21 protein-coding genes are annotated in these 23,372 nt (G+C 56.6%); 11 read left to right on the top strand and 10 right to left on the bottom strand.

All coding sequences use genetic code 11. The annotated features are described in order from the left end of the window. Positions 1-18 precede the first annotated feature (18 nt). Both ACXAD0_RS06110 and ACXAD0_RS06105 read right to left on the bottom strand, forming a co-directional pair. Positions 19-423 carry a GFA family protein gene (locus ACXAD0_RS06110; protein ID WP_475087479.1) on the bottom strand — a complete coding sequence of 135 codons (405 nt, stop codon included), beginning with the start codon at positions 421-423 and terminating at the stop codon, positions 19-21. A 45-nt stretch (positions 424-468) separates the two neighbouring features. Continuing rightward, positions 469-1,065, bottom strand: a complete 597-nt coding sequence (locus ACXAD0_RS06105; protein WP_475087478.1) for an NAD(P)H-dependent oxidoreductase — start codon at positions 1,063-1,065, stop codon at positions 469-471. Positions 1,066-1,271: 206 nt separating this feature from the next. Here ACXAD0_RS06105 and ACXAD0_RS06100 point away from each other — a divergent pair, with 206 nt between their 5' ends. Continuing rightward, the gene (locus ACXAD0_RS06100) at positions 1,272-3,422 is read left to right on the top strand and encodes a hypothetical protein (protein WP_475087477.1); all 2,151 of its coding nucleotides are present in this window, start codon (positions 1,272-1,274) and stop codon (positions 3,420-3,422) included. A gap of 39 nt (positions 3,423-3,461) precedes the next feature. On the opposite strand, the gene ACXAD0_RS06095 is transcribed toward ACXAD0_RS06100, so the two are convergent. The 4 genes from ACXAD0_RS06095 to ACXAD0_RS06080 form a co-directional block, all read right to left on the bottom strand. After that, positions 3,462-4,097: a hypothetical protein gene (locus ACXAD0_RS06095; protein WP_475087476.1), complete on the bottom strand. Its 636-nt coding sequence runs from the start codon at positions 4,095-4,097 to the stop codon at positions 3,462-3,464. A gap of 18 nt (positions 4,098-4,115) precedes the next feature. After that, the gene (locus ACXAD0_RS06090; protein WP_475087475.1) at positions 4,116-5,513 is read right to left on the bottom strand and encodes a selenium-binding protein SBP56-related protein; all 1,398 of its coding nucleotides are present in this window, start codon (positions 5,511-5,513) and stop codon (positions 4,116-4,118) included. Between the two features lie 66 nt (positions 5,514-5,579). Further along, on the bottom strand, positions 5,580-6,443 hold the full coding sequence (gene fghA / locus ACXAD0_RS06085; protein WP_475087474.1) for an S-formylglutathione hydrolase: 864 nt from the start codon (positions 6,441-6,443) through the stop codon (positions 5,580-5,582). Positions 6,444-6,466: 23 nt separating this feature from the next. Then, a complete protein-coding gene (locus ACXAD0_RS06080) occupies positions 6,467-7,591 on the bottom strand; it encodes an S-(hydroxymethyl)glutathione dehydrogenase/class III alcohol dehydrogenase (protein WP_475087473.1) in 1,125 nt (374 codons plus the stop codon). 399 nt (positions 7,592-7,990) lie between these two features. On the opposite strand from ACXAD0_RS06080, the gene ACXAD0_RS06075 reads away from it, so the two are divergent. Beyond that, positions 7,991-8,446, top strand: a complete 456-nt coding sequence (locus tag ACXAD0_RS06075) for a hypothetical protein (protein WP_475087472.1) — start codon at positions 7,991-7,993, stop codon at positions 8,444-8,446. A gap of 6 nt (positions 8,447-8,452) precedes the next feature. Here the strand turns inward: ACXAD0_RS06075 and ACXAD0_RS06070 are convergent, their stop codons facing one another. After that, positions 8,453-9,025: a PhnA domain-containing protein gene (locus tag ACXAD0_RS06070; protein WP_475087471.1), complete on the bottom strand. Its 573-nt coding sequence runs from the start codon at positions 9,023-9,025 to the stop codon at positions 8,453-8,455. 199 nt (positions 9,026-9,224) lie between these two features. On the opposite strand from ACXAD0_RS06070, the gene ACXAD0_RS06065 reads away from it, so the two are divergent. Next, a complete protein-coding gene (locus ACXAD0_RS06065) occupies positions 9,225-10,871 on the top strand; it encodes a phospholipase D-like domain-containing protein (protein ID WP_475087470.1) in 1,647 nt (548 codons plus the stop codon). A gap of 10 nt (positions 10,872-10,881) precedes the next feature. Here ACXAD0_RS06065 and ACXAD0_RS06060 read toward each other — a convergent pair whose 3' ends face one another. Then, complete coding sequence (locus ACXAD0_RS06060) at positions 10,882-11,298, bottom strand: CBS domain-containing protein (RefSeq protein ID WP_475087469.1); 417 nt, start codon at positions 11,296-11,298, stop codon at positions 10,882-10,884. A gap of 62 nt (positions 11,299-11,360) precedes the next feature. Beyond that, on the bottom strand, positions 11,361-11,789 hold the full coding sequence (locus tag ACXAD0_RS06055; protein ID WP_475087468.1) for an Hsp20/alpha crystallin family protein: 429 nt from the start codon (positions 11,787-11,789) through the stop codon (positions 11,361-11,363). Positions 11,790-11,987: 198 nt separating this feature from the next. On the opposite strand from ACXAD0_RS06055, the gene ACXAD0_RS06050 reads away from it, so the two are divergent. From ACXAD0_RS06050 to ACXAD0_RS06015, 8 genes are all read left to right on the top strand, one after another. After that, the gene (locus ACXAD0_RS06050; protein ID WP_475087467.1) at positions 11,988-12,425 is read left to right on the top strand and encodes a host attachment protein; all 438 of its coding nucleotides are present in this window, start codon (positions 11,988-11,990) and stop codon (positions 12,423-12,425) included. Positions 12,426-12,614: 189 nt separating this feature from the next. After that, the gene (corA, locus tag ACXAD0_RS06045) at positions 12,615-13,568 is read left to right on the top strand and encodes a magnesium/cobalt transporter CorA (protein ID WP_475087466.1); all 954 of its coding nucleotides are present in this window, start codon (positions 12,615-12,617) and stop codon (positions 13,566-13,568) included. 83 nt (positions 13,569-13,651) lie between these two features. Then, positions 13,652-14,320, top strand: coding sequence for a hypothetical protein (locus tag ACXAD0_RS06040; RefSeq protein ID WP_475087465.1), 669 nt, complete (start codon positions 13,652-13,654; stop codon positions 14,318-14,320). A 178-nt stretch (positions 14,321-14,498) separates the two neighbouring features. Next, positions 14,499-15,101, top strand: a complete 603-nt coding sequence (locus tag ACXAD0_RS06035) for a cytochrome b (protein ID WP_475087464.1) — start codon at positions 14,499-14,501, stop codon at positions 15,099-15,101. A 14-nt stretch (positions 15,102-15,115) separates the two neighbouring features. After that, on the top strand, positions 15,116-15,682 hold the full coding sequence (locus ACXAD0_RS06030) for a YceI family protein (protein WP_475087463.1): 567 nt from the start codon (positions 15,116-15,118) through the stop codon (positions 15,680-15,682). Positions 15,683-16,127: 445 nt separating this feature from the next. Then, positions 16,128-17,111 carry an FHA domain-containing protein gene (locus tag ACXAD0_RS06025; protein ID WP_475087462.1) on the top strand — a complete coding sequence of 328 codons (984 nt, stop codon included), beginning with the start codon at positions 16,128-16,130 and terminating at the stop codon, positions 17,109-17,111. A 119-nt stretch (positions 17,112-17,230) separates the two neighbouring features. Beyond that, positions 17,231-19,915: a protein kinase domain-containing protein gene (locus ACXAD0_RS06020; RefSeq protein ID WP_475087461.1), complete on the top strand. Its 2,685-nt coding sequence runs from the start codon at positions 17,231-17,233 to the stop codon at positions 19,913-19,915. Positions 19,916-20,183: 268 nt separating this feature from the next. Then, a complete protein-coding gene (locus ACXAD0_RS06015; protein WP_475090320.1) occupies positions 20,184-22,742 on the top strand; it encodes a protein kinase domain-containing protein in 2,559 nt (852 codons plus the stop codon). A gap of 1 nt (position 22,743) precedes the next feature. Here the strand turns inward: ACXAD0_RS06015 and ACXAD0_RS06010 are convergent, their stop codons facing one another. Next, positions 22,744-23,253, bottom strand: coding sequence for a hypothetical protein (locus ACXAD0_RS06010; RefSeq protein WP_475087460.1), 510 nt, complete (start codon positions 23,251-23,253; stop codon positions 22,744-22,746). Positions 23,254-23,372 lie beyond the last annotated feature (119 nt).

Here is a 23,372-nt window from a genome sequence, read left to right as displayed (position 1 = left end):
GCTCCCCTAACGTTGCCCTCACTCTCTCTTGGGGAGGTCATCGTCGATGCTGACAATCCGATCCCCATAAAAAAAGTGGCTCTGGCCTTTCAGGGCCTCCGGTAGCTCACCATCGTGACTCCGGCGAACCAGCAGCTGGGAGACCACTCGCCAGTCTGCTTTGTTGCTGTTAAACAGCGTGTCCCCGCAGCGCGAACAAAAGTAGCGGCGCATTTGCTTTTCCGGGTGCTGAAAGACTTCGATCAGGTCTTCCCCCTGGAGAACCTCCACATTGTCTTTCTCATAGGCATCCACCGAGTGGTAAGGCACCTTGAGAAAACTGCGACAATCTTCGCAGTGACAAAAACCCCGCACCTTGGGCGGTCCACTTAATTCAAACACCACCCCACCGCAGTCACAGCTGGCCCTGTACTTTTCTGACATCGTCAATACTCCTTGCTTCTGCATGGCACGTTAGATGCAGCAGCTTTATACAGCCGCGGGAAAAACCCGATCCAGATGTTCATCAAGCCGCACAAAGTCCCGTTCAATCTCCGGGTTTTTCATTACGTCATGACAGGAAAATGTCTTCAATGGCGACATTCCAAAAAACTTGAAGTTGAGGTGCATCGGCAAAAATAGCTCATCCACACTGCGCCCCGAAAAGAATGCCTCGCTGGCATCACTGAATGCCTCCCGCGGTGCATTAAAGGTAATGGAAAGCATGTATTTCTTGCCGGTTAATACTCCGCCGAGGCCATAGTTTTCCTTGGGCGCCTCCCGATGCCGGCCGTCGCCATCACACATGCGACCGTCCATACCGGCGGAATACACGAAGTCCATATACTTTTTGAAACTCCAAGGCACCCCCATCCAGTTACACGGCGTCTGCAGCACCACCACATCGGCCCAGCGATGTCGTTCCACCTCCTCATCCACGTCGTAGGTATCTTTCATCGTCGTATGTTGGAACGCATAACCCTTTTCAGTCAGCTTTTCGGTAATTCTCGCTGCCATGGAGCGATTCAGGCGCCCCTCCGCAAAGGGGTAGGCCTCATGCGCATTAATCAGGAAGACGTTCTTCATTGGTGGTCCATTGGTCTTGCTCGAACGATGACTGGCGCTACGGACGGCGCCACAAGATGCAAAGAGCCTAGGACATTCACGCTGTCATTCGCTGCAACTGGCAGCATTAACCACAACTGTTATGATGAGAGCACTACCCGGTAGAGGTGTTGAGGTTGCGCCGGGAATTACACCCGATTACACGAAAAACAACGACCTCGCACGCTATGAGCCAGATCTTTGCCGAACTCCGCCGCAGAAACATATTCCGTGTGGCAGGCGCGTATGTTGTCATCAGCTGGGTGCTCATCCAGATTGCCGTAGCGATCGAGGCCCCCCTCAGCTTGCCGAACTGGACCGATACCCTGGTCATTACCCTGCTCGCTCTCGGTCTGCCCATCACATTGATCTTTACCTGGGCTTTCGAGATCACCCCGGAAGGGGTGCGCCGCAGCAGCGATTCCGACGACGCTGCAGGCGATGGAAACGGGCGTATCGCCGACTGGGCTCTGGCGTTGACGCTGCTGGCGTTTATCGGGTTTTTCGCCTGGTCACGGCTTGTCCCTGATACCGCCACCTCTGCGGTAGCCAGTGAAGGGACTGCACCGTCCATTGCCGTCCTGCCTTTCGCAGATATGTCCCCACAAAAGGATCAGGAGTATTTTTCCGACGGTATATCAGAAGAGATACTGAATGTCCTCGCCAAAACCCATGGCATGAAAGTCGCTGCGCGCACTTCATCCTTTGCCTTCAAAGGCCGCGATCAGGACATTCGCGAGATTGGCAGGTTGCTCGATGTCGCCCATGTGCTGGAGGGGTCGGTACGAAAGTTTGGCGATCGCATCCGCATTACCGCCCAGCTCATTCGCGTCGACAATGGTTACCACCTCTGGTCCGAAACCTATGACCGCGACCTGCGGGATATCTTTGCGGTACAGGATGAAATCTCGGCGCAAATCCAGCATGCCATGCGGCTCCACCTGCTGGGCGATGTAGAGACACCGGCCCGCGCAGAATCGGAATTTCTCGCCACCGACAATATGGAAGCCTACGACCATTTTCTGCGTGGCAAGCACTTGATGGCGAAACGCACCGGCAAGGATCTGGAGGCTTCCGCGGAAGAATTCCGCAGGGCAGTCGAACTGGCTCCGCAGTTCGCCCGTGCACATTCCATGCTGGCGATCAACTATATGCTGCTGAGGCAGGGTTTTTCTACCTACGGGTCTCTCAGCAGTACTGAAGCGCGTGAACTTGCGCAGCCACATATTACCGTCGCGCGCGCACTTGCACCGGACTTACCTGAACTGCATGCTATTGAATACTTTCTCTCAAAGGATCCCAAACGCGCTCTCACCGGGCTCAACCGAGCCATCGAGCTCAACCCAAATTATGCGGAAGCCATTATGTGGCGCGCGTTGGTTCAGCTGAACCAGGGTGACAACGACGAGGGGTTCAAGGGGTTGGAAGCAGCAAGGAAGGTAGATCCCCTGTCGCTGGTGATTAACGGAAATCTGGCAAATATACATGCACGCTCCGGTAATCTTGGTGAAGCCCAACGCGCGATCGAGTCGATGCGTATTGTCGATCCCAATTCCGTACGGACTCTCTGGGCCGAAGTCACTGTTGCCATGCTCAGTGGCGATTTTGAGTCGGCCTTGCTAAAGGGCATCAGAGCGGATAGGACAGGCAAGCTCTCCCTGGTGCAGCGATACTGGCTACATGATTTCCTCTTGGGCCTCGACCTGCCCCCCAGTCTGATTGTCTCTCCCGGCCCCGACAGCGACTTCTGGCGGGCATTTGAGCACTGGGACAACGGCGAGCTTGGCCTCGCGCTAGCCGCCAGTAAAACCTACCTGGAGCACAACCCGAATGCGCCCTTCGCGAAAACTCAGCTCGCGGCTTTGCAGGTCCTCAATGGCAATGAGTCGATTGCGCGACAACTGTTCGAAGAAATGATCGCGAAAGGCAATCATCGCGAATTGCCGCCGTGCTGGACGCCTCTGCAAATGACGCTGGTCAAATTGAACTTGCGTGATCAACTGGATAAAACCGCTGAACTTTGCGCAATCATGCTCGCTGCACCACCAGACTGGGAAGTGGCCCAGCGAGCATTCGGGTTTCATGCCATTCGGGGTAATCACGACCAGGCAATAGCCGAATTGACACGCTCTATGGAACTTGGAGCACCCATGCTCTCCCCAATTTTCGCAATGGCGCTCCCTTTTATCGAGGAACATCCCGAGCTACCAGCGATATTAGGGGAACTGGAGCAACGCCAGAAAGCCGAACGCAAACGCGCGCTCCTCACCCTGCAGCAGGCATATCCAGACCTCTATGCCAAAGTACAGTCGCGGGACGCAACGGCGGCGACGCATTGAGGAAAAGAGAGCGCGTGCCAAAACGGCTACCCAGGTGCGTTATGCTTGCCAGGCCGCCAGTGCCGCCACAGCGGCAGCAATCAACAGGGCAATGGCCCAGATCAGATCAAAGTTGATCCAGTGGCGCCGTAAGATAGAGAGGCCCACGTAGCGATACACCAGCATTGCGGTTAGTCCCATCACCAGCAGCATCGCCACGCTGTGCAGGAGAATGGCGAGTGGTACATTCAAGTCGTGATGCAGATGCCCCGCATGGTGCCCTTCTGCTTCCGCCATACCCAACAGGATCGGCGCGACCATCAGGCCAGCGCCATGCGCGGTCGCCATCAGGAAAGACCACAGAAACAGATCTTTGCCCCCGACTTTCATGCCCACCCAACGCGGATGTCGATAGTAATTTCGCAGCTTGTAGAGCCCGAACACTAGTAGCAGGCCGGCGGTGATCCACTGCAGAACATCGACCGAGATCCAGCGTAGTCCCAGCCACAATAGTGCTGCCGTCACTGCAATCGCCAGTGCATGCCCGGCAGCAATTGGCAGCAGCGATAGCCAGATCACCTGTTCGCGCTGCTGCTGCAGCCCCAGTGACAGCGCGAACAGCCAGCCCATGCCGGGATTTAGCCCATGGAAGGCGCCAAAGCCGAGCATCGCCAACCAGGGTGCCAGTCCCCACATTGAGTCCTCTCCCACCGGTCAGGACGGATAACAAAAAGAATCCGTGGAGGCATCGCCACCTTCCAGGCGGACCTGATGCACCCGCGTCTCGCCGAAGTCGATAAAGAAGTCCGGATCGAGGGCCATGCCCCCACCGTCCTCAACGCTGACCTTCACCATCCAGCCCCCCATTTTGTCCGGGTAAAACTGATCGTCGACGCTGCTGTACAACGAATTGGTGAAATACACACGCTTGCCATCCCGGCTGATCTCGACCATTTGCGGCCCACCCAGTAACGGCCCCGGCGCCTTTGGATGACCGGCTTTCCGTACAATACCGCCGATACAGACCTTGCCGGTGAGTGTGGGCTGGAACGGATCGGAAACGTCGTACTGGTGCAGTTCGCCCGTGCCCCAGCAAGACACATACAGGTACTGATCATCGAGTGACAGGTCGATATCACTGACCAGCGGTGGTACCGCACCAAACTCTTTCAGCGCTGGCGGCAACTCATCCGCTTCGGCGGGCACAGCGGGGATGCTGATGACCTTGTCGGCTTGCCACTCATCGCCCTGACGGTGCCACAGCCAGATAGAAGCCGACAGATCTTCAGTGCTGATCACCACGCCGGCGAAGCCATACGTCTTTTTCGGATCATGGGCCGGGCGCAGTTCCAGCGCCATCTGGTGCGACGCACCCAGGTCTATGGATTGGGTGAGTTTGCGCTTACGCAGATCCCAGAAGTGGATGCGGTGGCCATATTTATTTGCCAGCAGGTCCTCCAGCACCAGTCCATTCTCAAACTGCGACGGTTTGCCCCACTCACTACTGATCAATACATCCTCGGCGAGGTGCCACCAGAAGTCATAGGCCAGCTCCTGATCTCCCCGGTCAATTTCCCACGGGCCAATCACGTCGAAGCTGAAATGATCCAGTAGGAAGATCCCGCCCGGGCCATCGTCGCCATTGGGGCCACCCATTGCACTCACATAAATCGCATCGGGTCCGCAATGTACGGTATGTGGCCGGGAGTAACCCGCGCGTGCCACCACCTCTTCGGGTTCGATAATTTTGGTGATATGCGGCTCACGGGGATCCGGACGGGTATCGATGATGTACAGGCGCGAGCTACGCAACCCTGGCACGATCAGGTAGCGCCTCTCCAGGTGGGGATGGGGTGCATAAGGACAGAGCGCAGAGCTACAGGCGTTCCAGCCGAAGTGATGCAGCTCGTCACCTGTGTCAGGTAATTCAAGGGTATACACCACCTCGCCGTATTGATCCGAGTCAGGATCCAGGTCGACCACGCAGATACCATCGGGGGCATCGTTGCGGCCAACGTTGAGCGCGGCAACATAGGCAAACCGCTCTGGCGGCGCCTGCATTGCCATTTTGGCCGACGGGTAAAAGGTCGGGTCCGGCTTCCACAGGGCCATGGGCACACTCCTTTGCATTCGCAGAATGGCAAGGAGTATAGGTGCCCACAGTCCCTCGGGTTTCGATCAACCTTTCAGGAGGAAGTCTCCGTGGAAACGCAAATGCTGCTCGATAAAAGAAGCGATAAAGAAGTAGCTGTGGTCGTAGCCGGCATGATGCTCGATACGTACCGGGAAGCCGGCAGCTTCCGCTGCGGCCGCCAGCGCCTCCGGCTTCAGCTGCGTCGACAGGAACGCATCATCATCCCCCTGTGAAACCAGTACCGGCAGTCGGACATCGGCCTGCGCCAACAAGATCGAAGCGTCATATTCACCCCAGGCGGCTTTATCTGCGCCCAGGTAGTGGCTAAATGCTTTCTCACCCCAGGGGCAATCACTCGGATTGCAAATTGGGCTGAACGCAGAAATCGACGTATAGCGGTCCGGGTTGCGCAAACCAATCACCAACGCGCCATGCCCGCCCATGGAGTGACCGCTGATCGCCCGTCGATCGGTCACCGGGAAATTGGCTTCCACCAACGCCGGCAACTCATTCACGACGTAATCGTACATGCGGTAATGGTCGCGCCAGGGCGCCTGGGTGGCATTGACGTAGAAGCCGGCGCCCTTCCCCAGATCATATTCCGCATCATCCGCCACACCGTCACCGCGGGGGCTGGTATCCGGTATGACCAGGGCAATACCGAGTTCCGCCGCAACCCGCTGCGCCCCGGCCTTTTGGCTGAAGTTTTCATCGGTACAGGTCAGGCCCGAAAGCCAGTAAAGGACCGGCACCCGCGCCCCGCGAATTTGCTCTTCGGCCTCCCGCTCGACAACCGGCGGCATAAAGATCGCAAAGCGCATCTCGCAACCAAGTACTTCGGAACGATGACGATACTGGCGCTGCACGCCATCGAAGCTTTTGGTACTGCTGACTAACTCAAGACTCATTCTTATTCTCTTTCTGCCAAGGGTTACTGGTAGTGAATCACACTGCGAATGCTCTTGCCTTCATGCATCAGGTCAAATGCCTCGTTGATCTGATCCAGCGGCATGGTGTGGGTAATAAAATCCTGCAGGGGTATTTCACCGGCCAGGTAGCGCTCAACATAACCGGGCAACTCCGTACGCCCCTTGACACCCCCGAATGCAGTGCCGCGCCACACGCGACCGGTCACCAGCTGGAATGGGCGAGTACTGATTTCCTGCCCGGCACCGGCGACACCAATAATGACGGACTCACCCCAGCCTTTATGGCAGCATTCCAGTGCAGAACGCATCACATCCACATTGCCAATGCACTCAAAAGAATAATCGACACCGCCATCGGTTAAATCGACGATCACTTCCTGAATAGGCTTGTCGTAATCCTTCGGGTTAATACACTCAGTAGCGCCGAGCTTTTTGGCCAGATCGAATTTACTGGTATTGATGTCCACCCCAATAATGCGCTCGGCGCCCGCCATGCGCGCGCCGATCACTGCCGACAGCCCGATACCACCCAGGCCAAAGACAGCAACACTGGAACCCGGCTCCACATTCGCGGTATTCATGACCGCGCCCATCCCGGTGGTAACACCGCAACCCAGCAGGCAGACTTCTTCCAGCGACGCTTCCGGATTCACTTTGGCGAGGGCGATTTCCGGCAGCACGGTGTACTCGGAAAAAGTGGAAGTCCCCATATAGTGAAAAATGGGCTCACCGTTGATGGAGAACCGCGTAGTGCCGTCCGGCATCAGTCCCTTGCCCTGGGTTGCGCGAATCTTCTGGCAGAGATTGGTTTTGCCCGACAGGCAAAATTTACACTCGCGACATTCGGGCGTGTACAGCGGGATGACATGATCCCCGACCGCCACGCTGGTGACACCCTCACCAACCGACTCCACAATACCGCCGCCTTCGTGCCCGAGAATAGCGGGGAAGATGCCCTCCGGATCTTCGCCGGAAAGCGTGAAGGCATCGGTATGGCACACCCCGGTCGCCACCAGCCGGATACGTACTTCACCAGCCTGGGGCGGTGCAACTTCCACCTCTTCGATCGAAAGTGGAGCGCCTGCCTTCCAGGCAACCGCCGCCTGGCACTTGATGGAATCTGCCATATTTCTCTCCCTGAATCACCGTGTGGATTACGCCGAAACGCGTTTTAACTGTTGCTCTCCATCATACGCAGGTTAGCTACGCTCCGGGGTTGATTTTAGCGCCATCAAGCCCGCATCAGAATCGCACCAAAATTGGCTGCTCGCACCAACATATGGCAAAAATGACCTTCAAAATCCCACATCAAAGCAATAATTTCCCGAGCGCTACCCCGGCTCGCACCAAGATCAGACCAGGTTTTGCCTTAATTTGGGCAGGTCCCAGCTAACGAAAAACATCGGTAAATCAGGGCTGAAAAGGCATTAAGCGTACGCAGTGTGGCGCAAAACTTATCGAGAAGTCGCAAGTTTGGTGCACCGTTTGCACCACAAAAGGGAAAGCGAATTTGAGGGGACAGAATTTTGGACAATCGCGACTGGTTAATGCGCTCCGATGCGCTCACGATTTTGCGTAAACTACGCAAACGCCTATTGGCCGAATTCGACATCAACCTGCGTTTTGCCGATTACCAGTTCGAGGCGCAACTCTCAGAACTGAAAGAGAAAACGGTCGACACCGAAACCCAGGCCCTGATCGCGCAACTCGAGAGCTTGCGTGGTGAAACCTTCGGGGACGACACCAGCAATACCCGGATGTACCGCGGGCAGATGGTGGCGGAAACAAGCCAGCCGAAGAAAGATATTTACGAACTGATCTACGGTGATGACCTGAGCCAGCACGATCCTTCAAAGCGCAAACCAACCCAGACCACCAGAATGTACCGCGGTAAGCCCGTGGTAGCGGGTGAACCTGTCACCACCTCGAGTCGATCCGCCACCGCAAAAACCTATCGCGGCAGTGTCGTGTCATCCTCCTGACAGCGATCAACCGGACTTCTTGACGAACTTCGTCAGGATGACGATGCGCTGGCCGTTCACCCGGCCTTCGATGTGCTCCGGGTTATCGGTGAGACTGATGCCACGCACTGCGGTGCCACGCTTGGCCACCAGGCTGGTCCCTTTCACATCCAGATCCTTGATCACTGTGACAGTGTCACCCGCCTGCAGTAGCACCCCGTTGCAATCGCGGTGTTCGGGCAGGTCTTCCGCTTGCAGCGGCGCATCCGCTTCCGCCCATTCGCGCAGATCTTCATCCAGATACAGCATATCGAGCAGGTCTTGCGCCCAGGTCTCTGCACGGAGTGCATTCAACAGTCGCCAGGCCAGCACCTGCACCGCCGGCACCGGGCTCCACATACCGTCAGACAAACAGCGCCAGTGCGCTGTATCTGACGTCGGGTTACCTTCGAGCAGGCCACGACAGGTGCCGCACGCCAGAATCCGGGCATCCGCCTGCCCCTCGGACGCGGGGAGGTCGTAGACGCCAAGCGCTTCGTCAGAACGACAGAGCTCACAACGGTTGCCACCGCGCTCTGCCAGCTGCTGATCAATCCCCATATGCATTACCTCAACCACGTCTTTTGAACGGCGCGGATTATGCGCCGGCGCGCACAAGATGCCAATCCGATTTGCTTATTCTAAAGCCTACGCTGCGCAATCTCCGGGGCGCGGAAGCACATGTCTATAATTTGAGGCACGCAACGCGCTCTGCAACCAACACAGCAACAGGGCCAAATCGGGGAACACTACAAGTTTCATGGATGTACGCCGCAGGATTCCCCTGCAACCTGTTCGGGCCGTCGTCGCAGTTTTGCTGGTCGTATCCTGCATGCTTGCCGGTGGGTGCAGCTGTCACTACACCTATCGCGACGGGAACGGCTACCCGCCCAAAAAAGACCTCTCGCAAAGTATCTCCCCCAGCCTGTCGGCGGCAATGCAGGAGAGCGGTTTTCCGCCCATGCCTCCGCGCCAGAAAAGCCACTATCTCGAGCCAGCGCCAGATACCCGTATCGCCGCGCGCACTGCCGAGCTGAATGCAGACATGGCCCCTCTGAGCGGTGTCTATCCGCTGACATCTGCACACAATGCCCTCGCCGCCAGACTCTCTGCCATTCGCGCTGCCAGCAGCAGCATCGACATCCAGTATTTTATTTTCCGTCGTGACGAAACCGGCCTGCTACTCACCCATGAGCTTATCGATGCAGCCGATCGCGGCGTGCGTGTTCGTTTCCTGCTGGATGATTTCACCACCGGGGACGCCGACCAGCTGCTGGCCGGACTCGAGTATCACCCGAATATTGAAATCCGCCTGTTCAACCCCTTCCCCCATCAACACTGGCGGAACCTGGAGTTGTTAAAGGATTTTTGCCGGCTGCACCGCCGCATGCATAACAAGTCTTTCACCGTCGACAATCGCATCAGCTTTATCGGCGGGCGCAACCTGTCGAACAAATACTTTGGCATTGATCGCAAATACGTGTTCGGGGACCTGGACCTGATCAGTGTGGGCCCGGTGGTGGGCAAAATATCCCATCAGTTTGATATCTACTGGAACAGTCCGTTCAGCTACCCGGTAGATGCCATTATCGAGTCCACCGCAGCGGAGCGACAAAGGCTCGTTGCAGAGCTGGAGCACAACGCGCACGAATTGCTGGCCACGGACTACGGCCAGAGCCTGGAAAGCTCACGCCTGTTCACCGCACTGAAGAATGACCGGGATCTCTGGTATCGCGGCAAGGCCCGACTGCTGGTTGATCCACCAGAAAAAATACTCGAGCCTGAGGACCTGAGTATCGGCCATGCCTCGGCAGCGCTGTTACGGGAAATAGCGTCCGCCACCGAAGAGCTGATCATCATCTCCCCTTATGTGTTGCCGGACACCAGATTCCTCGATGCGATCCTGTCTGCACGAAAACGTGGAGTCGAGGTCTACATCCTCACCAACTCCCTGTCCTCCACCGATGTGGTGTTTGTGCACGGGGCCTATCGCAAGTATCGCCGCCCACTCCTCAATGCCGGAGTCCACTTGTATGAGATGGCGAACAACCTGACATACAAGCTGGACAACTGGAGTGGTGAGTCCAAGTCCCTGCTGCACGCCAAGTTATTCGTCGTGGACCGTAAAACTCTGTATGTGGGATCTTTCAACCTGGACCATCGATCCATCGTGCACAACACAGAACTCGGCGTGATGCTAGATTCCTCGAGAATGGCGAGCGCCTTTGCGGAGAACTTTGTGAACAACGTGAGCCGTAACGCCTACACTCTGGTGCTGCGCCACGGCAGTCGTCAGGTCTGGCTGGATGCCCAGGGCAGAGAATGGCGCATAGAGCCCGGCACCAAGTTTCTTCAACGTCTGTTATCGCGGGTATCGAGCCTGCTGCCCATTGAAGAATTGCTATGAGCCGCACGTTCTATCGATGATGGGCAGACACCGCACAGGTAAAGGTCTTGCACTGGCTATGCGTCGCCATATGCGCTATATCGCCGAGGCTCAACATACCCACCATGCGCCGGTCTTTGTTCATCACCGGTAATCGGCGCACATGGTGATGCTGCATTCGATCCAATACGTCGTCCAGGGTTTCCTCTTCAGAACACCAGGTGACCGCCTCACTCATCACATCGCGCGCTGTCAGGCTAGCAAGTTTCTGCCCCGCCACACCGCGGCAGCAGATATCCCGGTCCGTCACAATGCCTATCAGACGGTCATTCTCACCAATTGGCACCGCACCAATGTCCTGATCGCGCAGGATGCGTGCAACTTCTGCCAGTGAGGTATCCGGAGAGCACCAGGTCACGCCCCGGTGCATTACTTCTGAAACTCTCATGGCGACCTCCCTCAACGCAAAGACCCGTCAGAACGACGGGCCACGGAACTGCTCAGCATCAATCAATGGATCTCGATACGCTGCTGCTTCGGCTGCGGCTCTTCGCGCTTCGGTGCGACCAGTTTCAGGACGCCATCTTTGAAGCTCGCCTGAATGTCCGACTCATTGACATCGCCACCCAGATTGAAGCTTCGCTGGTATTTACCGTAGCGGCGCTCCTCGCGAATCACGCGACCACCTTCCTCTGTTGACGCTTCACGGTGCATTTCTGCCTCGACAGTCAACACGCCATTTTCGAGGGTCACATCGATATCGTCGCGGTTGATCCCGGGCAACTCCGCCGAGATCTCGTAACTATCCGTCGTTTCTCGCACGTCAATTCTCGGGGAGAAAAACCCCTCTTTGTTCTGACCTGAAGTGCGGCTGGGTGAAACCCAGTGCTCAAACATATCATCAAGATCGAACAATGATCCTCTGGGAATCAGGCTCATCTGGCACCTCCCGCTCACGCTGGGTCGATAATGCATTCATTGTATCGGTCGCTCCCGAAAGGCGACCAACCCTTGTTCTCAACGAATTCTAGGCAGGACGCAGCGGGTTCCGTAGCGCGACATCGATATCAGTCAAATTACGAAACCGTGACACTTTTCCCTAGCATTCGAGCGTAATAAACAGCGAGGAGCATTGCGATGGCACTAGCTTGGGTTGTGGTAGCAAACCACTCGCACGCGCGCTTGTTTGAAGCCGAGAACCGCGCTGGCAACTTGCGCGAAATTGAAACCCTGATGCACCCGGAAGCCCGTCTGCGTGGACAAGACCTGGAATCCGACGCGCCAGGACGCACATTCAACAGTAAAGGACAGGGCCGTCACGCGATGGAAAATACCAGCAGCCTGCGGCGCCAGGGTGCCGATCAGTTTGCCCGTGAGATTGTCCACTCGCTGGAGCGGGGCCGCCGCGACCAACTTTACGAAAAACTCTACATCGTCGCAGACCCTCAAATGGTGGGCAGCATTCGTCAGGCCATGGACCCCTCTACCAGAGCGACCATCGCTGGCGAGACTTCCAAGAATGTCGTTACCAGCGACAATGACGACATCCGTTCAGCGCTTCCCCACTGGCTATAGCGCGAGGTAATGACGTCAGGTTCAGCACCAAAGGCATCGGTGTGCGGGAACCTGGCGCCTGCTCCATCTTACTGGCAACAATCCCATTGCCTTGAGCAATACTTCCCTAACCCAGCTTTCGCGGGGGCGTCATGTCATTCCCTCACGACCTGATCGAATGCCACTATCGAATGCCACGGGGACGCGGCGATGCTGAGACTGTTTGAGATCCAACAGGGCACCATCAAGGAAAGACTTGATGAAGCGCCCGTTACCGAAACGGAACTGACCGATGCCGTTTGGGTAGACCTGCAGGATCCAGAGGAAAAAGAACGCGACCTTCTGGAACAGATGCTGCGCACCGAGCTGCCGGAATCTGAAGAGGTCGAAGAAATCGAAGCGTCCGCGCGCTACTTCATTGATTCGGCCGGCGTGCATATTCACTCCCTGTTTCTATGCCAGAGTGAAGGTCGCCACGAAACCTCAACTGTCGCTTTTATCCTTCAACCAGATCGCCTGATTACCGTGCGCGATGTAGAACTCGCCGACTTCCGCCTGCTGCGCATGCGCGCGCGCCTGGGCAGAGTGGAAGCGCGTACTGCGCAGGAGCTGACGGTGCAGGTATTTGAGCAGAAGATGGAGAATCTGGCAGATGCCCTGGAAGACCTCCACCTCAAACTGGGTGAAGTGAGCTTTTCGGTGCTGGAAGATGACGACGCCGAACTGGAAGGCGCCATCGACAAACTGGCCAAACTCGAGGACAGCAACGGAAAGGTTCTGCTGTGTTTAATGGACAGCCGGCGCTCCATCACCTTCCTACAGCGCCACATTCAAATCAATGGGGAATTGCAGGAAAAGTTTCGCGACATCATCCGCGATATCGACACCCTGACGGCACACACCAGCTTCCTGTTCAACAAGATCAATTTCCTGATGGACTCCACCCAGGGTTTTATCAGCATCGAACAGAACCAGATCATCAAGATTTTTTCCATCGCCGCTGTGGTGTTCCTGCCGCCGACGATGGTCGCCAGCATTTACGGGATGAACTTTGAGAACATGCCGGAGCTGCAATGGGAGCTTGGCTATCCCTGGGCGCTCGGCATTATGGCCATGTCCGCCCTGGCACCCTACCTGTATTTCAAGATCAAGGGGTGGCTGTAGTCGCTCAGCAGGTCACGCCCTGACTGCTAATATTATTGGGTCTTTTCCTTCCACGATAGCGAACGCCGGGCCGAGCAGTATTCATGGGGACAGTGCATCACCAACCCTTACATCGCAAGCGTTGGCTGAATATTCAGCAGGCGGTCACCCACCTGAGCGCAATGGCTGAAGAGAGCATTTCCAGCGAGGCGCTCGCCGACCTGGCCGATGCCTATCAGCTGGACCTTTACTGGTACCGGCCAGGGCAAAAAGTGGCCTATATCGGCCGCCCACAAATCCTGGAACTGAGCGCGCCGCTGCGCCTCTGCAGCGAAGACGCCAGTGACTGGCACGCGATCACCAATATTCTGCGCGAGCGCCCGGCACTGCCAGCCTATGAGCAGGATACCCCGCTGCTGGAAGATGACGACGGCAACCGCTTGCGTCTGCACTTCGAGCATCACGAACGTCCCGAACCCTTCAGCAGCCTCTGGTATCCCACTGGCGCGGAACTGATGATGCACCAGCGGGATCTGGACCTGATCGAGCAGCAACTGTTCGACAGCCAGCCGGTCCATCACAATGGCCTCGACGAGCAGGAACTGCTCAAAGTCATCTGGCAGCTCACCCGACAGACACTCGACGGAGATCATCATTCCCGCGACTGGCTCGTGAGTGAACTGTCGCGTGTTCCCGACGCCGTGCCACGCACGCAATTGGAGCAGATCCTTGCCGCTGCCGAGCACGCCGACAGTCGCGGCCGTCCGCACTGACGGAATTCCTGCCACCCTCTGTCTGACCTTGCGCTTTTTTCGAAAGAATCGGCCAGTTATTCGCGCTGGATGCGAAAAATCCGCTCCCTATAATCTTTCGCAACTGAACCGCTGACGGCACCCGGAGCTGGCGCCAACTTCAGCGGTCTCGGACAACAAGATTGGTTCAGGGGGAGTCATGCCGGCAAGAAACACCGCACAGCAGTACGGCTGGGTATCCATCGTAATGCACTGGCTAATGGTACCGGTTGTGCTCGGCCTGTTTGGTCTCGGCTGGTGGATGACGCAGCTGTCCTATTACGACCCCTGGTATCGGCAGGGCCCGGAAATTCATAAAGCCGTCGGTATACTGCTGATGGCAGTGTTGCTGTTTCGCTTACTCTGGAAAATCACATCCGCGCGCCCACAAGAGATTAGCGGCACCCCGCGCTGGCAGGCGCGCGCCGCGCACATCGCACACGGGGCGCTTTACGCGCTGCTGTTGGCCATCGGTATTTCCGGCTACCTGATTTCCACGGCCGATGGCCGTGCCATCGAAGTATTCAACTGGTTCAGCGTGCCCGCGACCTTGCAGGGTATTGCCAATCAGGAAGACCTTGCGGGCGATATCCACGAGATTCTCGCCTGGACACTGGTGGGGCTGGTTGCCCTCCATGCCCTCGCCGCACTCAAGCACCACTTCTTTAACCGCGACGAAACCCTGCGCCGTATGCTCGGGCTGAAAAGCCGTCCGTCCGAGTCCGGGGAATCCGACCATCCTCTGCAAACTCAAAATATTTGAACAGGGAAATCACCATGAAAACACTCGCCACCTTTTTACTCGCTGCACTGATGGCAGCCACTGCGCAAGCCGCGCAATACCAGGTTGATACCAAGGGCGCCCACGCGTTCATTCAATTCCGTATCAAGCATCTGGGTTACAGCTGGCTGTACGGCCGCTTCAACGATTTCGATGGTTCCTTCACGTTCGACGAAGCCAACCCGGCGGCAGCCAACATCAACGTGAATATCGATGTCGCCAGCCTCGATAGCAACCACGCGGAGCGGGACAAGCATCTGCGCGGTGCGGACTTCCTCCACACCGACAAATTCCCCACGGCGACCTTCAAGAGCACCAAGTTCGAGCCGCTGGCTGACGGCAAGGGCAAGCTGACGGGTGAGCTGACCCTGCGCGGTATCACCAAGCCGATTACCATTGATGTGACTCACATCGGTGGCGGCGCTGACCCCTGGGGCGGCTACCGTCAGGGCTTTACTGGTACCACCGAATTTGCGCTGAAGGACTTTGGTATCGACTACGATCTGGGGCCGGCCTCGCAGATTGTCGAGCTGACCCTCGATGTGGAAGGCATCCGTCAGTAATCCCGACAACATCGTGGAAACAGAAGCCCGGCACAGCCCGGGCTTTTTCATTTTTGTCACGCACTTTCATCCGCCTGACACCCGCCTTCAACGTAAATTTCGACCCCTGTCACAGGACAACTGGGGGAATTGTCACAATTGGTACGATGGCATTGCATTTAGCCTCGAGTCGGGTATAAAAGGGATCGCAACACTAGGGCCTGTGCAGCTGAAATAAGTTGAACAATTATACTGTACAGGTCACTCAAGACAGGGCGTAATAACAAACAATCGCTCCCGGGAAGACGGTTTTCCTCAATGTAACCGGCCTCTCGATGGCTCAACATCAGCGCCCCGCGATTTGGAACCGCACTCTGCCCGGAAAACAGGCATGGTGTGCGCTTGCCTGTATCCCTGTCTGGGTTCTCTGGTGTGCACGGAGATTGAACAAGGGGATGGAGAGAACATGGCTTGCCTGCAGCACCCGGACCGGGAACACCCTGTCCACCTGATGGCGCATCACACCATCGGGCGGCGCGAGGGGGCCGTTGATACGCGCATACCAAACGCAGAGATTTCCGGTATCCACGCCGCGATCCAGTGGACTGGAACGCACTGGAACCTGCGCGACCTGAGCCGTAACGGCACCTGGCTGAACGGCCAGCAGTTGGTACCCGCGCGCAACTATACTCTCCAACTCGGCGACCGCATCAGTTTTGGCCGGGCCGACAACCCTATCTGGCGAGTGGAGAACCTCGACGCACCGGAAGCCATGCTGATCGACCTCAAGACCGGTGAGCCCACTCCCCTGCAGCAGTACCATCTGCTGCCCGATGAACGCGAGCCCCTGGCAAGCCTGCACTTTGATCATCGCACCGGACAGTGGCTGTACGAGCTGACCGGCAATACCAATGGCACCACCATCGCCGAACCGGTCCAGCACGGCCAGCGCATTGATTGCGGCCTGCACAGCTGGGAACTGTTCGTTGCCGACAACCAGGGTGCAACCAAAGAATTATCTTTGCAGCAGCTCTCTATCACCGATTTCTCCCTGCGCTTCTCCGTGAGCCACCATGAGGAACACGTGCAGCTGCTGCTCACGCATAAAGAGATGCGCCTGCCGCTGCCGGCACGCATCCACAATTACCTTTTGCTGTATCTGGCCCGCGCGCGTGTCGCCGACATCGAGCGTGGCGCCGACAAAGACTCTCAGGGATGGGTGTCTATCCAGGTGGCAACGCGTGAACTGGGGATCACCGTCAACCACCTGAACACTCAGATCTTCCGCGCGCGGAAGCAAATTGCCGAGGCACTGCCCGATGCGATCGACACCTCCCAACTGGTGGAGCGCCGTTCCTGGGAGTTGCGACTTGGCTGCAGCGAATTTGAAATTTTTAAAGGGGCTCAACTTGAAGCCAATAGTGCCGGTAACGTTGAAACAACAGCGTAAAAACTGAACGGCATAACTATAGAGGTAACTGCGTGCGCGCCTTGCGAGCGTGCGCGCCAGAACAAGCGACCCGGAAGCAACGTGTGGGGACGGCTTCGCGGGCGACAACAAGCAGCGCCATGGACGGCGAGCAAGCAATTGGGGCTTATCGTCGAGTGATGATTTCTGACGAACTTCCAGGCTACATTGGCCGATACAAGATTCTCCGCCAGCTGGGAGCTGGCGGCATGGGTGTTGTTTATCTCGCGCAGGACGAACGCCTCAATCGCAAGGTCGCGATAAAGCGGCTGATTCGCAATCCCAGCAGTCAATCTGCCCCGCAGCGTATCCGCCAGGAAGCGCTGCTGCTCGCGCAGCTCAACCATCCCAATGTGGTGCAGATTTACGATGTCGTCGAGGAAGACGGTGAGCTGGCGCTGGTCATGGAATATGTCGATGGCTGTTCGCTCAGCATCTGGCAGCGCGAGCGCGCCCCAAGCTTGCGCCAGGCGTTACAGCTGCTGCGCGAAATCAGCCTCGGACTGGCAAAGGCCCACAACCTCGGCATCATCCACCGGGACCTGAAACCCGACAATATCCTCGTCGATAGCAATAACATCGCGAAGATTACCGACTTCGGGATCGCCAAGAGCTGGCGCGAGGAGAGCGACCTCACCCGTGAACAGCATGTGGCCGGCAGCTGGAATGCCATGTCGCCGGAACAGGCGCTGGGCAAGCCACTCGACAACCGCTGCGACCTGTTTGCCCTTGGCGTACTCGCCTACCGGCTGCTGTGCGGGCAGAACCCGTTCGGTGATAACGAGAGCGCCTTTGTCATTGTCGATCGGATTGTCAATAGCCAGCACCCTTCGGCCAACAAGCTCAACCAGGACATCCCGGCACCCCTGTCGCAGTTGCTCGACCGCCTGCTGGCAAAAGACCCGGACAAACGCCCCGTCAATGCCACCGCGGTGGCCAACGAGCTGGACGCACTGCTTGCCGCCACGGGCCCGAGCGAGGCCCCCACCCTGAGCCGCAGCGGCACATCCTCGTCGACCGTAACCGCAGAAAGTTTCCACACCAAGCAACGCCGCAAACGCTCGCGTCGCCCGGTACTCGGGTCTATTGCTGCCGGCATTACCGCCGGGGTCGTACTCGCAGCCGCGTACATACTGCCTACTGACCTAAGCGGCTCCGCCGAAATCACGGACCAATACATTGCCCTGGTCGCGCCGACAGAACCCGATGATGACAACTCGGCAAATCGGCTGGCGCGCAACAGTGTGTTGAGTGCCCTGAAGCATGGCCTGGCCAACCGCGAGGGCCTGTTGCTGGTACCGTATTCCGAGTCCATCGATATGGCCGGCCAGGGGTTACACAAACAGGCCCAGGCGCTGAACGCACAACTTCTGTTGTACCCATCGATCTACTGCGGCAAGGCCACCTGCGAGGCCTCGCTGGAGCTGGTCGACACGGCCTCACTGGCGGTCATTAACAGCCGCAGCGTGATCCTGCCGAAGAGTAAAACACTGGAAAGCCGCGCGCGCGTCCTGCAACTGCTGAATGTCCTGCTACCGGACAACCCCTCCCATGATCCGGAGGCCGCACTGAGCATCAGTCCGGAGGACTACGAACGCTACCTGACTATCACCGAGTACCGTGCCAACTTCAGCCGCATCGAGTCCGCCCTCGACGAGCTGGAGACCCTGCAGGCACGCTCACCGGATTTCCCGCCCTATTACCAGCTCTACAGCGAGCTCGTACTGCGGCACAGCAATGTCACCCGTGACAACACCAATATCAAACGCCTGCGCGCCTTTGTTGAACGCGCACCACAGCATATTTTGCGGCATCCCTCTGTTGTCAATGCCCGCCTGCACCTGGCGGCGGAGCGCAATGATGTTTCGGAGGCGGAGGCCCTGCTGTCGCAGCTCAGGCAGGACCTGCCCGACCAGGCCAGCTACTACCATATGCGCGCCGGCTATCACCAGATGCGCGGCGAATACGCGCAGGCGCTCGCGGCCATCGACGAAGCACTGGCACTCCGCCACAGTTACTCCCATGTGATGCTGAAAGCCCTGACCCTCACAACCGGGGGAGATATGACCAGTGCGCGCCCACTGCTTATCGAGGCCATGCGCATCAATGACAACCCCTACGAGGCCATCTCGCTGCTCGCCGCCAATGAGCTGGATGTCGGCCGCACGCAGGAGACCATTCGCCTGCTGCAGAGCCGCGAGCAGGACAGTATGGATCCACTGGACACGTACAACCTGTGCCAGGCCCTGTATATCGAGCAGCATTTTGAAAGCGCCTTCGACTGTTTTGGCCGCGTGGTAACCCTGTCGCCCCGCGATGCCGACTCTGTGCTTTACCAGGCAGAAATCGCCAATGTCGGCCTCAACCACCTGGCCGCGCGAGCGCTCGCGGAACGAGCCTTGCAGATCGCCAGCGAACGTACAGACTGGGAAGGCATACTGATGCAGGCCCGTGCACATGCCGAACTGGGTAACAAAGGCAAGGCGATCGATGCATTGATGCAAATTCGTCGCAACGCGCCGGACGACATCTACGCGAACTTCGGCCAGGCCCAGGTGTATATCACGATCGGTGACATGCACTCCGCCAGGGCCCACATCCGCCGTAGCCTGGAGCTTGGACTCGCCCCCGTCTGGTTCCGCACCCAGCGCTTTGCTCAGCTTTGTAGCAACGCATCCTTTGGCTCGCTGACTGCGAAGTACCCCGCGCTGTGTGTCGACAACCGCGAGCCAGAATCGACGGGCAAGAAGGTGACGATCCTCGCCGAAAACAGCGCGGCGGAGTAATCACGCCCCCACTTGGGCACGCCACCGGTCGCGTTGATGTGATCACTTATCATCGGTGAGAATGCTGGACGATAAACGGCACCCAATAGTCCCGCCACAATATTCCGGGTAGACTGTCCTGCATAACTGATAAATGCCAGACAGCTATCAGCCTTGCACAGGAACTGATAGCCAAACTTTTTCGATTGCTGGGGCCGTCAGCACGGGTTTGCTGACGGGACATTCGGACAAGTCTCTCCGGCACACAAGAGCAGGCAATACCGTGACCATGGACGTCGTTGAACCAACACTTCTTGCAGACCGCTATCAGGTAGAGCGCACCCTGGGTGCCGGTGGGATGGGCATTGTGTACCTGGCCCGCGACACCAAACTGCATCGCCCGGTGGCCATCAAACAACTGCGCCAGGATGCCACCTCGGAATCTGCCGGGGCACGCATTCGCTCCGAAGCGCAACTGCTCGCCCAGCTCAACCACCCCAATATCGTGGCGCTCTACGATGTACTGGAAACCGACGGCGAAATCGCGCTGGTGATGGAGTTTGTCGAGGGGGTGACCCTGCAGGAATGGATGCGCGAGCACACGCCCTCGCTGCAGCAAAAGATCGACCTGCTCATGCAGATCTGTCGCGGCCTCACCGAGGCCCATCGCCTCGAGATCATTCACCGGGACCTCAAGCCCGATAATATCCTCGTGGCAAGTAGCCCCCGCGGCTTCACCGCCAAACTGACGGATTTCGGTATCGCCCGCTCTGTCGATACCGACAGCACCCGCATTACCCGTGAAGACCATGTGGCCGGCACCGTGGACGCCATGTCGCCGGAGCAGCTACAGGGGCTCAACCTGAATATACGCTCCGATCTGTTCAGCCTGGGTACCATCGCCTATCAAATGCTGTGCGGTAGCAAACCCTTCGACAAGGGCAAAGGCGGGTCCATGGCGCTGGCCCAGAAAATCATCAATGAACCGCACATACCACCGCAGCAAGCCAACCCGCGCCTGCCCGATCCGCTCACGGCACTGATTGATCGACTGCTCAGCAAGGCGCCGGCAGACCGCCCCGAATCTGCCGAGGACGTACTTGGCGCGCTGCGTCTGCTACACAGCCACAGCAGCGACGGCGACACTCAGGAATTTTCCGCAACCGTCACCGAACTGCTGCGCAAACGCCCCACCCGCTCCAGGCGCATCCTAAAAGGCTTAGCCATCGCCGCCGGCCTCGCCGCCGTGACCACCGCCGGCTGGTTCGGCTGGGAATACGCCACCCGCCTGGAGCCCCAATATATTGCCGTGATGCCGGTGCAGATTGAGGGCGAAATTCGTGGGGAAGAAAATGCCAAGGCGCTGACAGCGACGATGGTGCGACAGGCGCTAATGAATTCAGTTTCGCAGTTGAAGGCGAGTGCGCTGGTGAGTTTTACACCGCGAGAGGGCCAAGACTTTGATTCGCAGTTGCGTGCGTTACGAGACAAGGGCGTTACAGATGCACTCTATGCACAATTACTTTGTGCTGAAATCCGCTGTGAAATAGAGTTACAACGTATCAATCCAAATGATAGCCAGATAAGGCGACAGACCAGTTTCGCATTTTTGTCAGACAAGCGGCAAGAAGCTGAATATCAGTCAGCTAATAGTGCCGCCAACTTATTCGATTCGGCTTATCGTCAAGACAGATTAGAATCAAGCTCGATGTCAGAAGATGACTACGACCTATACCTTAACGTTTTAAGCCGACTAGAAGCTAAAGCGCTAAAGGAAAGAGATCTAGAAGATCTTATTTCACTAAGCAATCGATACCCTCGCAACCTATATATTTATCGCGGACTTACTGATGTTGCAGCGCGCCTCTATGTCCTACGAGGGGACATCAAAAATCTTGAAATGGCATTGCGCGCACTAGATAGAAGTGAAGAGCTAAACGTAAGCAAATCTAGCATTTCCGGCCTTAAACTATTTCTTTATGGTCTAGGTGACTACCCCAAAGAATATCAAGAACTCATCGCAGAGCTAGAAGAATCAGACTTCCCTTTGGCAGAGTTAAAAAGTGAACGTGCGAGAAATTTTTATCGTAGCGGTAATTACCGAGAAGGCATCCAAGAGGCACGTGAAGCGACTGAATTAAACCCTTCAGCCGCAAACCTTTACCTTCTTGCAATCAACCTAACAGCAAGCGGCGATTATACCGATGCTCGTTCGACTCTAAACAACCTAATCAAAACCTATCCCGATCACTGGTCTTCCTATTCTCTCCTCGGCGTCATAGAACTGGAGAGTGGCAATCTTATGGAGGCAGAAAAAGCCATTACATCTATACCCGTCGACCTGCGTGGCTGGCGTACCGCTTCCAATCTGGGGGTTGTTTACTATTTACAGCAAAAATATTTACTAGCTTTAGAAGAACAGAAAAAAGTCCTAGAAGTAGTTCCTAGTAGTGCTTCAGCAATGGAAGAGTTGGCCGCCACCTATCTAATGCTAGGGGACAATACAAACTCCCAACTAACTTTTGAGAAAATTTTACTATTAACTGAAGATAAACAAGACTTAGAATCTAGGATGTACCGCGCGCTTGCTTATGCAAATCTAGGCAAATCTAATAGTGCAATATCGTTAATATTGGAGTTGATTCTTGAAGCACCACAAGATACCGACTTGAAATATAGCGCAGCACAAATCTATGCTTTGGCTGGTGAATGGCGCTCAGCTAACCATTACTTGGAGCAGCTGTTGTCCCAGGGCATGAGTTCAGATTGGTTTCGGCTTCCAGCTTTCCGCGAGCTGTGCAAAAGAGAATCCACTACGGCAGCAGTAGCCGCCGCAGTCTGCAACTAGCTCAAAGAGGTTCAATTTTTGCGTTTGGATCACCAGACTTGAATTGCCCTCCCAGAGCTACGCTCTGACAAAGCCACAGGAAGGAAAAAGTCTCTTCGCTATCTTCGTCATCCTTGGTCTTGACGGTAATCTCCAGCTGAGTACCGCCAGATTGAGAAACGATTTTTGACTTAAAGTCATGCTTGGCAATGGTATTCAGCGGAAAAATGCCGTCCTGGTTGCCAGACTTATTCACAAACTGCGCGTCTGAGACCGCTGAAGTGTCCAGAGTAACGACCAGCGTGATCTGTCCACCTTTTACGCCGTTAAACTTGAACAGCATGTTGCCAAATTCTTCAGACGGGCTTCCTGAATTGAACAGCGGCCAATACTGATCTGTGCCATCCACTGCAGGAACCGGCTTTAGCGTCAGGCTATAGGAAACCTTTTTGTCGTTTCCGGAAGCTCCCTCCGCGACTTCCGCCTGGAACGTCGGCAGCGAAGCACAGTAATTTTCAGCTTCAGTACTCATTTCTCACTCCTGTTTATCTATATTCCCTGTGATTCATTCAGGGTTATTCAACAATTACCCGCCCCCACCAATATCGCACGCCAGGTGGGATGAAGCGTCCGGTTAGCATAATGCCTTTG

It is taken from the genome of Microbulbifer sp. ABF4_148 (assembly GCF_056158985.1).
The sequence above is the reverse complement of the archived record's forward strand: the minus strand, read 5'-3'. Positions and strand labels throughout refer to the sequence as shown.